Annotated in this window: 13 protein-coding genes and 1 tRNA gene; 9 read left to right on the forward strand and 5 right to left on the reverse strand. The window is 42.9% G+C overall.

Features of this window, described 5'->3' with window-relative positions:
* Positions 1-80: 80 nt before the first annotated feature.
* Both ACOOE0_RS13160 and ACOOE0_RS13165 read right to left on the reverse strand, forming a co-directional pair.
* Positions 81-392 (reverse strand): putative quinol monooxygenase, encoded by a 312-nt coding sequence (locus ACOOE0_RS13160; RefSeq protein ID WP_420399365.1) that lies wholly within the window; start codon positions 390-392, stop codon positions 81-83.
* Positions 393-1,223, reverse strand: a complete 831-nt coding sequence (locus tag ACOOE0_RS13165) for an SAM hydrolase/SAM-dependent halogenase family protein (protein ID WP_420399366.1) — start codon at positions 1,221-1,223, stop codon at positions 393-395. It abuts the gene before it with no gap.
* A gap of 123 nt (positions 1,224-1,346) precedes the next feature.
* Between ACOOE0_RS13165 and ACOOE0_RS13170 the strand changes: the two genes are divergently transcribed.
* The 4 genes from ACOOE0_RS13170 to ACOOE0_RS13185 all read left to right on the forward strand — a co-directional run bounded on the left by ACOOE0_RS13170 (position 1,347) and on the right by ACOOE0_RS13185 (position 5,391).
* On the forward strand, positions 1,347-2,300 hold the full coding sequence (locus ACOOE0_RS13170; protein ID WP_420399367.1) for a PhoH family protein: 954 nt from the start codon (positions 1,347-1,349) through the stop codon (positions 2,298-2,300).
* A 6-nt stretch (positions 2,301-2,306) separates the two neighbouring features.
* Positions 2,307-3,263, forward strand: a complete 957-nt coding sequence (locus ACOOE0_RS13175) for a phosphoribosylaminoimidazolesuccinocarboxamide synthase (RefSeq protein ID WP_420399368.1) — start codon at positions 2,307-2,309, stop codon at positions 3,261-3,263.
* A 94-nt stretch (positions 3,264-3,357) separates the two neighbouring features.
* A complete protein-coding gene (locus ACOOE0_RS13180; protein WP_138832465.1) occupies positions 3,358-3,612 on the forward strand; it encodes a DUF4212 domain-containing protein in 255 nt (84 codons plus the stop codon).
* Between the two features lie 3 nt (positions 3,613-3,615).
* Entirely contained in the window at positions 3,616-5,391 is a 1,776-nt protein-coding gene (locus ACOOE0_RS13185; RefSeq protein WP_420399369.1) for a sodium:solute symporter family protein, read from the forward strand.
* 38 nt (positions 5,392-5,429) lie between these two features.
* Here the strand turns inward: ACOOE0_RS13185 and ACOOE0_RS13190 are convergent, their stop codons facing one another.
* Positions 5,430-6,185 (reverse strand): SDR family NAD(P)-dependent oxidoreductase, encoded by a 756-nt coding sequence (locus ACOOE0_RS13190; protein WP_420399370.1) that lies wholly within the window; start codon positions 6,183-6,185, stop codon positions 5,430-5,432.
* A 77-nt stretch (positions 6,186-6,262) separates the two neighbouring features.
* Positions 6,263-7,126, reverse strand: coding sequence for a helix-turn-helix domain-containing protein (locus tag ACOOE0_RS13195; RefSeq protein ID WP_420399371.1), 864 nt, complete (start codon positions 7,124-7,126; stop codon positions 6,263-6,265).
* 122 nt (positions 7,127-7,248) lie between these two features.
* On the opposite strand from ACOOE0_RS13195, the gene acs reads away from it, so the two are divergent.
* The 4 genes from acs (at position 7,249) to ACOOE0_RS13215 (ending at position 12,703) form a co-directional block, all read left to right on the forward strand.
* Positions 7,249-9,156, forward strand: a complete 1,908-nt coding sequence (gene acs / locus ACOOE0_RS13200) for an acetate--CoA ligase (protein ID WP_420399372.1) — start codon at positions 7,249-7,251, stop codon at positions 9,154-9,156.
* Between the two features lie 66 nt (positions 9,157-9,222).
* Positions 9,223-10,812, forward strand: coding sequence for a LamG-like jellyroll fold domain-containing protein (locus ACOOE0_RS13205; protein WP_420399373.1), 1,590 nt, complete (start codon positions 9,223-9,225; stop codon positions 10,810-10,812).
* Between the two features lie 94 nt (positions 10,813-10,906).
* A complete protein-coding gene (locus ACOOE0_RS13210; RefSeq protein ID WP_420399374.1) occupies positions 10,907-11,293 on the forward strand; it encodes a DoxX family membrane protein in 387 nt (128 codons plus the stop codon).
* A 141-nt stretch (positions 11,294-11,434) separates the two neighbouring features.
* A complete protein-coding gene (locus tag ACOOE0_RS13215) occupies positions 11,435-12,703 on the forward strand; it encodes an NAD(P)/FAD-dependent oxidoreductase (RefSeq protein WP_420399375.1) in 1,269 nt (422 codons plus the stop codon).
* Between the two features lie 92 nt (positions 12,704-12,795).
* On the opposite strand, the gene ACOOE0_RS13220 is transcribed toward ACOOE0_RS13215, so the two are convergent.
* Positions 12,796-12,869: transfer RNA gene (locus ACOOE0_RS13220), tRNA-Met, on the reverse strand.
* Between the two features lie 138 nt (positions 12,870-13,007).
* Between ACOOE0_RS13220 and ACOOE0_RS13225 the strand changes: the two genes are divergently transcribed.
* Complete coding sequence (locus ACOOE0_RS13225; RefSeq protein ID WP_420399376.1) at positions 13,008-13,391, forward strand: START-like domain-containing protein; 384 nt, start codon at positions 13,008-13,010, stop codon at positions 13,389-13,391.
* The last annotated feature ends 51 nt before the right edge of the window (positions 13,392-13,442 follow it).

The raw sequence follows: 13,442 nt of genomic DNA on the forward strand, positions 1-13,442 counted from the left end.
TTCAATTATCAATTAACAGTTGTCAATGGTCAATAATTCAATAGTTAGGTTGATGTTGGGAATTATCAGTATTTGCATTGCTAATTGTCAATTGTTTTATTGTTAATTGTACATTGTTTTAAGCTCCAAGCTTCGGGTTTATCCGCAAACAGAGCTTTTGTCTTTCCCCAGACCTCCTTGAAAAAATCCGATTTACGGTAATTTTCCAAATCAGATTCCTTGTTCCAATGACTATAAGTGAAAAATACACAGGGATTTTTGATGTCCTGATACCCTTCAACCTTTAGGCAACCTTCAAATTCCAGGATTTTGGATTGGGAGGCTTCAAAAATTCGCTCAAAACTAGGAATATTTTCGGGTTTAAAAGTGAGTTTTACAATGCGTACCAACATTTATAAAAAATTTATGGTTACGGTATCCCTATAGCCCAGACCAAGTAGGCTAGAGGCCCCACCAACCGTTTTCAAATCACTTTTATAAATGGCAAGCTCTACATACCCTGCCGAATTGAATAGGGCCAGTGCATCCCCTGGGCCCTTACGCTGCCCGCGATCCAACTGAAAATTGATAATACCATTATAACTGTTGTGAATGGTCTTGATTTTATTGGTTCGCGCAATTACTTCAAAGTCACGTCCATTCCTGTACGCCTCAAAGAGGCTTCGTTGGATATTGGTGATCACGTTACCGTAGTTATCAATATAAATAACATTGCCAACAATGCTCTTACCTTCATTGGTGATGCGGGGTTCAAACTCCCGTAGTTCCTTCAATGCTGTAAATGGCTTGCCAATGACCTCCAATTTTCCACCCCTCGCTATATGACAGGCCACTTCCACAAAAACATTCAAGACAGGGAAGGAACTGGGGTTGAGATTCGGAATATCAATCTCCATGACCTTTTCAGGACTGGACTCTGACGTTATCAAGGAAATAACCCCGTTGTTGGCACTGATGATATATTGGTCTTCCACCTGAACCACTATATGCTGGTTTTCCGGCGAAAGTTCGGAATCGACCCCCACAATATGAACGGTTCCCGGAGGGAAGGAACGATAGGCGTTTTTAAGGATGTAGGCACATTCCTGGATATTGAATGGGCTTATGGCATGCGAAATATCAACAACATTAACGTCCGGAAGGTTGTTGAGGATAGTCCCTTTTATGGCACCTACAAAGTGGTCTTTATATCCAAAATCTGTAGTTAAGGTTATGATTGCCATGCAATACTGTTGATATGTTTTTCGGTGCTCAAATTGATTTTTGGTTAAGTTTGTGGAGTAAAATTAACTAAAAAAGAAAGAATAAAATTTCTTCAAAAATAACCTTTAAACAGCCCACTTTTTTTGAACGAACTTATTATTGAACTGACGGAGATTAGCCCACAAGACTTTTTTGGGCAGAGGAATGAGAATATTGAACTACTGAAGAAATATTTCCCAAAACTTAAGATTGTTGCGCGCGGAAGTAAAATAAAGGTATATGGCGATGAAGAACTCTTGGAAGAGTTTGACAAGCGCTTTGATATGCTGACCAACCATTTTGCCAAATACAACAAGCTGGATGAAAACATGATTGAGCGGGTGCTCACCAGTAATGGCCAAGAAGAACTTTCTTCATCCAAGAGTAGTGGGGAAGTTCTGGTACATGGGGTAAGTGGTAGATTGATCAAGGCGCAGACCGTAAACCAAAGAAAATTGGTCGATGCCTGTAAAAAGGATGACATGGTCTTTGCCATTGGCCCTGCTGGAACAGGTAAAACCTATACAGGGGTAGCATTGGCCGTGAAGGCTTTAAAGGAAAAACAAGTCCGAAGAATAATTCTCACCAGACCTGCCGTGGAAGCAGGGGAGAACCTCGGCTTTTTACCTGGCGACCTCAAAGAGAAGCTAGACCCCTACATGCAACCGCTCTACGATGCGCTTAGGGACATGATAGCCCCTGAAAAGTTGGAAAAATACATCGAGGACGGTACCATTCAAATAGCCCCTATGGCCTTTATGCGGGGAAGAACTTTGGACAATGCCTTTGTTATCCTGGACGAGGCCCAGAATACTACCCATGCCCAAATGAAAATGTTCCTGACCCGTATGGGTAAAAATGCCAAGTTCTTATTGACCGGTGACCCCGGCCAGATAGACCTTCCACGAAGGGTGATATCCGGATTAAAGGAAGCGCTCTTGATTCTTAAGAATGTCGAAGGGATCAGTATCATTTATCTGGATGATAAGGATGTAATCCGTCATAAACTGGTAAAAAAGGTCATTGACGCCTACAAGAATATTGAGCATCAAAATTAACTGCACATGTCCAATACCATAATGGAGACCAACTTCAGGTTTCCAAAACAAAAAGACGTTTACAAGGGAAAGGTTAGGGAAGTATACACTTTGGAAAACGATATTTTGGTGATGATTGCTACTGATCGGCTGTCTGCCTTTGACGTAGTAATGCCCAAAGGAATTCCCTATAAAGGTCAAATCCTGAACCAGATTGCCACCAAAATGATGAAAGCCACCGAGGATATTGTTCCCAATTGGCTAATGGCCACCCCAGACCCCAATGTGGCAGTGGGCAAGGCCTGCGAACCTTTTAAGGTTGAAATGGTGATAAGGGGCTATCTGTCTGGCCATGCGGCAAGGGAGTATAAGGCTGGCAAAAGAATGTTGTGTGGCGTGCTTATGCCCGAGGGTATGAAGGAAAATGACAAATTTCCAGAACCCATAATAACTCCGGCAACAAAAGCCGAGCAAGGAGATCATGATGAGGACATTTCACGGGAGGAAATTTTGGAAAGAGGCATTGTCTCCCAAGAAGATTATGAGGTCTTGGAGCAATATACCAAGGCTCTTTTCCAAAGGGGAACAGAATTGGCGGCGGAACGTGGACTGATTTTGGTAGACACCAAATACGAATTCGGAAAAACTAAAGAAGGTCAAATTGTATTGATTGACGAAATCCATACGCCAGACTCCTCTCGCTATTTTTATGCTGAAGGATATGAAGAGCGTCAAGCCAAAGGTGAAGCACAAAAACAGTTATCCAAGGAATTTGTGCGCCAGTGGTTGATCAGTAATGGTTTCCAAGGATTGGAAGGGCAAACCCTGCCGGAAATGAGTGATGCGTACATTGATTCTGTTTCCGAACGATACATTGAATTGTATGAAAGCATTACGGGCGAAACTTTTGAAAGAGCAGATGTGACCAACATACAGGAGCGTATTGGTGGCAACGTATCAGACTTTTTAGGTCAGCTTTCCTAGTTATCAAAATTAGACCACTTTTTGTGAGTATCTGTGAATAAAGGCAGGTAGTTTTTTGAGATTTCATATATTTCAAGAATAAACCAACCTGTTAATGGAAACATCACTTCGCAAAAAGTACTGGAAGGAAAATCTTCGGTACCTAACTATCCTTTTATTTATTTGGTTTCTGGTCTCCTACGGCTTTGGGATTCTCCTGGTGGATGAATTGAACACAATTCGTTTAGGTGGATTTAAACTGGGATTCTGGTTTGCCCAGCAAGGCTCCATTTATGTTTTTGTGATTCTGATTTTTGTTTACGTCCGCCTGATGAACAAGTTGGATAAAAAATATAAGGTAAACGAATAAGCTATGGGAATTCAGACTTGGACGTTTATCATCGTAGGACTCACTTTTGCACTTTATATAGGAATAGCCATTTGGTCACGAGCCGGTTCCACCAAGGAATTTTATGTGGCAGGAGGAGGGGTATCACCTTTGGCAAATGGATTGGCCACAGCTGCAGATTGGATGTCCGCAGCATCCTTTTTGGGAATGGCTGGGCTTATCGCTTTTTCAGGCTATGATGGTTCGGTGTATCTGATGGGCTGGACCGGCGGTTATGTTTTGTTGGCTCTTTTGTTGGCCCCATACTTGAGAAAATTTGGCAAGTTTACCGTGCCGGATTTCATTGGAGACCGTTATTACAGCAACGTAGCAAGAACAGTAGCGGTTATAGCTGCTCTATTTGTTTCCTTTACCTATGTGGCCGGACAAATGCGCGGCGTAGGCGTTGTATTTTCAAGATTTTTGGATGTTGAGGTGAATACAGGGGTTTATATTGGAATGACCGTTGTATTGTTTTATGCCTTTTTAGGTGGGATGAAGGGGATTACCTATACCCAGGTGGCCCAATATTGTGTGCTCATATTCGCCTTTATGGTTCCCGCTATTTTTATTTCGATAATGGCTACAGGAAATCCAATTCCGCAGTTAGGATTGGGTTCTGCAGGCGAAGACGGGGTATATCTATTGGATAAATTGGATGGCTTAATGACCGATTTGGGTTTCACTGCCTATACGGACGGTACTAAATCCATGACAGATGTCTTTTTTATCACAGCGGCCTTGATGTTGGGAACTGCTGGACTACCGCATGTGATTATCCGATTTTTCACGGTTCCCAAAGTGAAGGATGCTAGGAAATCGGCAGGATATGCCTTGCTGTTCATTGCCATTTTATATACCACGGCACCAGCGATTGCGGTGTTTGCCAGAACCAATTTGATGGAAACGGTGGAGGATACACCTTATACTGAAATTCCATCCTGGTTTACCAAATGGGAGGACACTGGACTGATTGCGTGGACCGATAAAAATGAAGACGGCAAGATTCAATATCTACCTGGAACGGCCATAGATGGCAAAAAACCACTATTTGTGGACGAAAGAGGCAGCTCGGGTCAGCGTTTAATTTCCAATGCCAGCGCATCGCCAAATGAACTCTATGTGGATCGGGACATCACCGTACTGGCCAACCCTGAAATTGCCGGGCTTCCTAATTGGATCATTGCCCTTGTGGCTGCAGGAGGGTTGGCGGCTGCATTGTCTACCGCTGCGGGCTTGTTGTTGGTAATTTCTACCTCCATTTCCCATGATTTGATCAAAAAACAATTCGCCAAAGACATTTCAGACAAGAAGGAATTGCTCATCGCCCGACTTTCTGCCGTACTGGCTGTTATTGTAGCGGGCTATTTCGGTATCAACCCACCCGGTTTTGTAGCTTCGGTGGTAGCGCTGGCCTTTGGGCTGGCGGCTTCTTCCTTTTTCCCGGCCATTGTCATGGGCATTTTTAGCAAAAGAATGAACCGCGAAGGAGCCATTGCCGGAATGGTGGCAGGTTTGGGAATCACCACCTATTATATTGCACGATTCAAACTGGGCTGGATAGGAAGTCCGGAAACCAGTGGTGCTGATAATTGGTGGTTTGGGATTTCTCCTGAAGGATTCGGAACCATGGGTATGTTGGTCAATTTTGCCGTAGCCCTGTTGATATCCAGATTTACAGCGGCACCTCCAGAAAATGTACAGCAAATCGTGGAAGATATCAGAATACCAAGTGGAGCAGGAGAAGCACTGGATCATTAAACCCCATCAACGTCAATGACATTAATGGGGCCTCCATTTTAGTTTCTTCCGGCCATAACACCTCCGTCCACATCCCAAACGGCCCCTGTTACCCATGAGCTATTGTCTGTAAGCAAAAAGTGGATGGTTTTGGCAATGTCTTCCGCTCGACCCACTCTACCAATAGGGTGGAAATCATTAAAACCTTGCAGGGTTTCCTCAATCTTATCCTTTTCAATAAAGGCACCATAAATTGGAGTGACCACAACTGCCGGAGAAACTGCGTTTACCCTAATATTATGCTCTGCCAGTTCCATAGCCAAATGCTGTGTAAGTGAGTGGAGGCCGGCCTTTGCCATGGAATAGGCCGAGGAAGGTGTGGCTTTTATGGCCTGTTTTGCCCACATGGAACCAATGTTCACAATAGAACCACCACCGTTTTTCACCAAAATATTACTAGCAGCCTGCGTGATGAAGAAGAAAGCTTTGTTGAAATTGTGATAAGCGTCATAATCAGCTTCTTCATGCTCCAAAAAAAGCTTGGGACTAAAGTAGCCAGCGGCATTTACCAAATAGCTCAAATGGGGCATCTCCATGGGCAATTCCAGACAAAATTGGGTAACGGCTCCAAAATCGTTGAGATCAAGTTCCACGGTTTTTACACTTCCTTTGGTGCTCAATTCCGCCGCTACTTTACCAAGATTCTGTTCATTTCTTCCTATGATAATGACTTCAACACCATCATTTAACAAAAGTTCTGCGGTGGCCCTTCCCATTCCAGTGGTGCCACCTACTATTAAAGCTTGCTTTGTCATATGTTACATTTTAGATGATGTAAAATTCCTGACAACGCAGAAGAAAAAATGGTGATCCAGGGACAGTTTCTGGTAGTTTAGAGCACCTTCCGTTGAAATTCCTTTGGAGTTGTGCCCGTACCTTTTTTGAAGTATTTGGTAAAATAGGTAGGATCTTCAAAGCCTAGGGAATATGCAATTTCCTTAACAGATGTTTTCTGATTGGACAACATTCGCTTGGCTTCCAAGAGTTTGCTTTGCCGAATAATATGGGCTGGGGTGTCCAACAAGTATGTTTTGCAGATTCGAGTCAAGGTTTTGGTATTGGTACCAAGGGCACTTGCATAGTCGTCAATACTTTTGGATGCATCCAACCATTGGAAAATGAGTTTTTTAAAGTCCGAGGCCATTTTGTACTCTGGATGCGACTTGGGGTCTAGGTTAGTGGCTTTGCTTCGCAAACGTTCGACCAAGTACAAGATGGTTTGAAAATGGTGATAGACCTGCTCACGATAGTTTTGTTCCCTGGCCAGGATTTCGGACTCAATGTAAGAGGTAATCAATCCCATTTTTTGAATTTCCGTTGTTGGCATCTTCAAAAAACGATTTCCAATCTCATTGAAAATGGTTGTGGAGAATCGCTCCATCCTTCCTGGGCCATGGATATTGATGAACTCATCGTTAAAGTGGAATAGAAACCCCTCATTGGATGAATCCGGACAGAAATAGTGGATTTGGTTTTTGTTGATAAAGAAAACCGAATGTGGCTCGTGCTCTATTACTTCAAAATCTACATAATGCCTTCCTTTTTCCTTGAACCAGATAATTTGGTAAAAGCTGTGCCTGTGCGGAACGGTAGCATGTTTCAAGTTTTTGTCAAGGTACTTTCGTGCATTGTTTACCTCAAAATGAAGCTTGGAAGGGTCATTTTTATGAAGGTCGTACCTTTTTATCTCTGTCATTCGTCTAAGTTGATGAGTAGGTCGAAGTTACATAAAACCCTTACGTCGATAAAACACCAATCGCTATAAAAACGGTTGGTTTTTTTATATTTTTAAGGTTCTGAATTAACTAAACCAAGCGCATGAGCAATTACCACATCAAACACCTAGAGGAGTATTTTCAGGTGTATCGAAAATCAGTCAGAAATCCTGAGGAATTTTGGGAAGAAGTAGCAGAGGAACATTTTGTTTGGAGGAAGAAATGGGACTCCGTTTTGGATTGGGATTTCTCCAAGCCCGAGATTAAATGGTTTGACGGTGCGCAGCTCAATATCACAGAAAATTGTATTGACCGACACTTGCATATTAGGGGAAATAAAACAGCAATTCTTTTTGAGCCCAACGACCCTAAGGAGCCAGCGGAGCATATCACCTATAGGCAATTGCACGAACGCGTTTGCAAGTTTGCGAATGTATTAAAGGATAACGGAGTTCAAAAAGGGGATCGTGTAGTCATCTATCTCCCCATGATTCCGGAATTGGCCATTTCCGTATTGGCCTGTGCCCGAATTGGAGCGATTCACTCCGTAGTTTTTGCTGGTTTTTCCTCCACAGCTTTGGCTACGCGAATCAACGATTGTGATGCCAAAATGGTTTTGACTTCTGATGGTTCTTATCGTGGTGCAAAGACCATTGATTTGAAGGGAATAGTGGACGAAGCTTTGGGGCAATGTCCTGGAGTGAAATCTGTATTGGTAGCCAAAAGAACCGGTGCCAAAATCCATATGGAAAAAGGTAGGGATCAGTGGCTGCAACCGTTGCTGGACAAAGCCTACTCGGATTACCCAGCGGAGATTATGGATGCGGAAGACCCACTCTTTATTCTGTACACTTCCGGTTCCACAGGGAGACCTAAGGGAATGATGCACACTACCGCAGGTTATATGGTGTATACCGCATTTACTTTTAAGAATGTGTTCCAATATCGTGAGGAGGATGTATACTGGTGTACCGCAGATGTTGGATGGATTACGGGGCATTCCTATATCGTTTATGGGCCGCTGGCCAATGGAGCAACCACGGTGATGTTTGAAGGGGTTCCTTCCTATCCGGATTTTGGTCGATTTTGGGAAATTGTACAAAAACATAAAGTAACCCAGTTCTATACAGCACCTACAGCAATTAGGGCTTTGGCCAAGGAGAATTTGGAATTTGTGGACAATTATGACCTATCGAGCCTTAAAGTATTGGGTACGGTAGGGGAGCCCATCAACGAAGAAGCTTGGCACTGGTACAATGATCATGTGGGAGAGAAAAAATGTCCTATTGTGGATACCTGGTGGCAAACCGAAACTGGGGGGATTCTGATTTCTCCTATTCCATTTTCCACACCCACCAAACCCACTTACGCCACCTTACCCATGCCTGGAGTGCAACCTGCATTAATGGATGAGAATGGCAAAGAAATTAAAGGAAACCAAGTAGACGGTCGACTTTGTATTAAATTCCCGTGGCCTTCCATTGCACGAACCATCTGGGGAGATCACCAACGTTACAAGGATACCTATTTTTCAGCCTTCGAGGGTAAATATTTTACTGGAGATGGCGCATTACGTGATGAGGTTGGCTACTATCGAATTACTGGTAGGGTGGATGATGTAATCATTGTTTCGGGACACAATTTGGGTACAGCACCTATTGAAGATGCCATCAACGAACACCCAGCGGTGGCAGAGTCCGCTATCGTAGGCTTCCCACATGATATTAAGGGGAATGCGCTTTATGGGTATGTCATTCTAAAGGAAACAGGTGAATCTCGTGATCGTGATAATCTGAAAAAAGAAATCAACCAAATGATCACAGAACACATTGGCCCCATAGCCAAGCTGGATAAAATTCAGTTTGTCCCCGGTTTGCCCAAAACCCGTAGTGGTAAGATCATGCGTCGGATATTGCGTAAGATTGCTTCAAAGGACACAAGTAATCTTGGGGATATTTCCACCTTATTGAACCCAGAAGTGGTTGAAAAAATCATAGAGGAAGCTTTGTAACCGATGTTGTTTTCCCACTTGTTGTTTCTTGAAAGTACCAAAGGAATCCCTTCTAAAGGGAAAATTTTGAGGACATTGGCGATCACGGTTTTTTTTGTCCACATTGTTGGCCATAGCCAAACTCAAGAACCTATTTTTCAACTTGACTTTGACTCCCATGGATTTGAGGAGACCAGAATTACCAAGGAAGATGCTGTTTATATGGTCGACCTATTGGAATCCGAGTTTGCCCATGGAATTTCGGGAAGGGCATTGGATCTCTCTGCCAATTCCGCTCTTAGAAGACCTGTTAAGTTGGAAAAAGAAACCTTTCCATACTCCCAGAAAAAATCATTTTCGGTACAGATTTGGGTAAAAACCCTGCCAAATGCCATAATGGGTACCCCAATAATGGGTAATAAAAAGGCCAATGACCCAGATTCCAAGGGATGGCAGCTCTATACTCGGGAGAACGGCGCATGGGGGCTGACGTTGCACGATGGCAAAAATCGATTTGAATATAGGCCAACTGCCAAAAGGCAGCGAATCAATGATGGGGAATGGCATCAAATCACATTTACGGTCAATCACGACAAGGAAGAGGTATGGATGTATTGGAACGGAAAAAATGTAGCCATCTACAACACCCCTGGCATTGGTAATTTTCAAACAGACTTGGCCACCGTTGTTGGAGGGTCCGATGAAAAATGGGAATATGGATCCAATGCGCAATGGAATTCCTTCAATGGTTTATTGGATGAAGTAAAGATTTGGGATAGAGTGGTTAGTCCAGAGGAAATTCAGGAGCAGTATGTCAGGTTTTATCCAAGCTCTGAAAAGGACAAGAATCTGATTCGACCCCAACATCTCAAAGTTTTGGCCTGGAATATCTGGCATGGAGGACACAGGTATGGTGAGGCCGTTGGTGTACAGCGGGTAATAGAAACCATTAGAGCAACGGATGCGGATATCATTGGTTTGATTGAAACCTATGGCTCGGGCGAAATAATAGCGGATGCCTTGGGATATCACTTTTATTTGATCAGTTCCAACTTGTCCATTATGAGCAGGTATCCGATTACCGAAACGATAACGGCATTTAAGCCCTTTAACTTTGGTGGGGCAAAACTTAGTTTGGGTAAGGGCAAGGACCTCATATTTTTCGATACATGGCTGCACTACCTTCCAGACTATGGCCAAGGGGTGATCGAAGGAAAGAAATCGGCCAAGCAGTTGATCGCAGAGGAGGGAAAGACACGCCATGCAGAGGTACGGGCTATACTTAAGGAAATAGCACCTTATCTGGAAGAGTCCACGGAAACACCCATAATTATGTCTGGAGATTTTAACGTAGGCTCCCATCTGGATTGGATTGAGGAAACCAAGGGAATCCATCACAATAAAAAGATCAAATGGCCTGTGACTTTGGAAATGGCCAATGCCGGATTTAAGGATAGCTATCGGGAACTGCACATCGACCCACTGCTTTACCCTGGTTTTACATGGACTCCCAGAGCGGCAACTTCATCGGACAAATATGGATTGCGCGATAGAATCGACTATATTTTTTACCAAGGCGAAGATCTTAGTGCAATTGAATCCAAGGTGGTGGATTACCACCCCATCATGTTTCCGTCAGATCATGCCGGAGTATTGACCGTTTTCCGAATAGATTAAAATCAAAAGGAACAACTTTTAAATTACAAAAGTTAACACATGGGTGTAAGGCAAGGCTATGGGATACAGACCAAGTATCACAAACCTTCGCATCATGAAAAATATTATTTCCTGGATATTACGTTTAGCCGCAGCCCTAATTTTATTGCAAACCCTATTCTTTAAGTTTACCGGTGCTCCTGAAAGCATCTATATTTTTGAGCAAGTAGGCATGGAACCCTGGGGGCGTTATGGCAGTGGGGTAGTGGAGCTAATTGCCAGTGCTCTATTGCTTTGGCCCAGAACCATAGGTTTGGGCGCCTTGATGGGGATTGGGGTGATTTCTGGCGCTATTTTCTTCCATTTGACCAGTTTGGGAATAGAAGTTCAGGGAGATGGTGGATTACTCTTCTATTTGGCGGTCATTGTTTTTCTGTGCTGTGCGGTGCTATTGAAAATGTACTGGGAGCAGTTGAAACGGTTGCTTTTATTGTTTCGGTAAGTAGTAATTCTGAAAAGAAATCCATTGCCCATCCTAAAACCTTAAAACGAGGTTAAATCCTTCATTTTCTTAAGCCAGCTTAATCAAAAATTCACCATTCGGAAGTAATTTTGTTTTAGGTTTTATTAAAACAAGATTAGATTGACACATAAACATCAGATTGTCATTGTTGGCGGGGGCTTTGCAGGTTTGGAATTTATTAAAAGCATGCAGGATTCGCCCGAGTTTAATATCATTTTGGTAGACGCAAACAACTACAATTTCTTTCCACCCTTGATCTACCAAGTATCCACTGGATTCATGGAGCCGTCGGCCATAAGTTATCCCTTTAGAAAGATTTTGAGGCGAAAGAAAAACACGCGATTTAGGCTTGGGAAACTGAAAGAAGTTGTGCCTACAGAGAACAAGATTATTTTGGACAATGGGGAACTCTTTTACGACACCCTGATCATGGCTACGGGAACTGAAACCAATTTTTTTGGGAACAAGAACATCGAAAAGTACAGCCTTCCAATGAAGACGATAAGTGATGCCCTTTCACTCAGAAACGTGATCTTCACGCGCTTGGATAGGGCCACTCGACTTACCGATAGCGCTGCACGGAAAAAGTTGCTCACTTTTGTGATTGCTGGAGCTGGACCCACGGGGGTGGAACTTTCTGGGATTTTTGCTGAGATGCGTGATCACATCTTGCAAAAGGACTATCCTGAATTGGACAAAAAAGATTTGGGAGATATCTATTTGCTGGACGGACAAGATGCTGTTTTGGCAGCTATGTCCACCAAATCACAAAAATATACCTACAAGAAATTGAAGGAACTGGGTGTAAAGATTATGCTGAATACCTTGGTGACCGATTTTGTGGAAGAAACCGTTCATTTGTCCAATGGAAATACAATTGACGCCAAAAATCTAATATGGGCAGCGGGCGTCTCAGCCAGAACCTTTAAGGGTTTTATGGAATCCAGTTTTGGTAGGGGCAAAAGATTGAAAACCAACAGGCATAATTTGGTGGAGGGTTACGATAATATTTATGCCTTGGGTGACTGCGCTTTAATCTTGGGAGACAAGGAATATCCTGATGGGCATCCACAGCTGGCGCAACCCGCATTGCAACAGGCTAAAAATTTGGCCACCAACCTTTTGGCCAAAAATGGCAAGTGGAAGTCGTTTGCATATAAAAATAAAGGTTCTTTGGCCATCATTGGAAGAAATAAGGCGGTTTTGGACCCGCCCAAGGAACGCTTCTTTGTTAAGGGTTTTTTGGCGTGGCTCATCTGGATTTTTGTTCACATTATGGGCTTGGTAAACTTCAAGAACAAGGTACGCACCCTATATAACTGGATTGGTTATTATCTGTATAAGGACCAGTATTTTAGAATGATTATTAAACCTAGGGAGAGGGGATAGGGGCAATTACAAAGACATTTAAACTGTCAAAACGATATCCGTAATACCAAAGCACAAAAAAACCCCATTTCGTTACAAATGGGGTTTAAAAGTAGCGAGAGGGAGACTTGAACTCCCGACCTCAGGGTTATGAATCCTGCGCTCTAACCACCTGAGCTACCTCGCCTTTTTGCGGTTTTGCGGGTGCAAATATAAAGTTTAATTTTCGCCGAATCAAAATTCATTTTAATTTATTATTTGATATTTATTTTTATATCTTCCCAGATTATACACCAATCTTGAAAAGGAAAAATAGAACACTAGAATGAGTGATAAGGTCAAATTTGAAATTGAGTTTGTAATACAGGCTTCACCGCAGTTGCTTTACCAATATATATCCACCCCTTCCGGGCTATCAGAATGGTATGCCGACAATGTTAATTCCCGAAGTGAACGGTTCACTTTTATTTGGGACGGCGCTGAAGAGAATGCCAAAATGCTCAAAAGAAAAAGCGATGAATTTGTGAAATTTGCCTGGGAAGAAAATGATGATGACAGCTATTTTGAAATGCGCATCATCGTAGATGAAATCACCAAAGATGTTTCGCTGTTTATTACAGATTTTGCCGAAGAAGACGAAGTGGACGAAGCCAGAATGCTATGGGAAAACCAAGTTTCGGATTTAAAACAAGTACTCGGTTCCAAGTAGAAGTATTCCTTGCTAAAACGTATATTTGGTCCCGATTTTAATCGGGACTTT

Source organism: Flagellimonas sp., assembly GCF_965215805.1.
In the GTDB taxonomy this organism is placed as follows: domain Bacteria; phylum Bacteroidota; class Bacteroidia; order Flavobacteriales; family Flavobacteriaceae; genus Flagellimonas.

What these genes read in the sequence shown, in the direction of transcription:
- ACOOE0_RS13160 (WP_420399365.1), bottom strand. Translation starts at nt 392, where the DNA reads ATGTTGGTACGCATTGTAAAACTCACTTTTAAACCCGAAAATATTCCT.
- ACOOE0_RS13165 (WP_420399366.1), bottom strand. Translation starts at nt 1,223, where the DNA reads ATGGCAATCATAACCTTAACTACAGATTTTGGATATAAAGACCACTTT.
- ACOOE0_RS13175 (WP_420399368.1), top strand. Translation starts at nt 2,307, where the DNA reads ATGTCCAATACCATAATGGAGACCAACTTCAGGTTTCCAAAACAAAAA.
- ACOOE0_RS13180 (WP_138832465.1), top strand. Translation starts at nt 3,358, where the DNA reads ATGGAAACATCACTTCGCAAAAAGTACTGGAAGGAAAATCTTCGGTAC.
- ACOOE0_RS13185 (WP_420399369.1), top strand. Translation starts at nt 3,616, where the DNA reads ATGGGAATTCAGACTTGGACGTTTATCATCGTAGGACTCACTTTTGCA.
- ACOOE0_RS13190 (WP_420399370.1), bottom strand. Translation starts at nt 6,185, where the DNA reads ATGACAAAGCAAGCTTTAATAGTAGGTGGCACCACTGGAATGGGAAGG.
- ACOOE0_RS13195 (WP_420399371.1), bottom strand. Translation starts at nt 7,126, where the DNA reads ATGACAGAGATAAAAAGGTACGACCTTCATAAAAATGACCCTTCCAAG.
- acs (WP_420399372.1), top strand. Translation starts at nt 7,249, where the DNA reads ATGAGCAATTACCACATCAAACACCTAGAGGAGTATTTTCAGGTGTAT.
- ACOOE0_RS13210 (WP_420399374.1), top strand. Translation starts at nt 10,907, where the DNA reads ATGAAAAATATTATTTCCTGGATATTACGTTTAGCCGCAGCCCTAATT.
- ACOOE0_RS13225 (WP_420399376.1), top strand. Translation starts at nt 13,008, where the DNA reads ATGAGTGATAAGGTCAAATTTGAAATTGAGTTTGTAATACAGGCTTCA.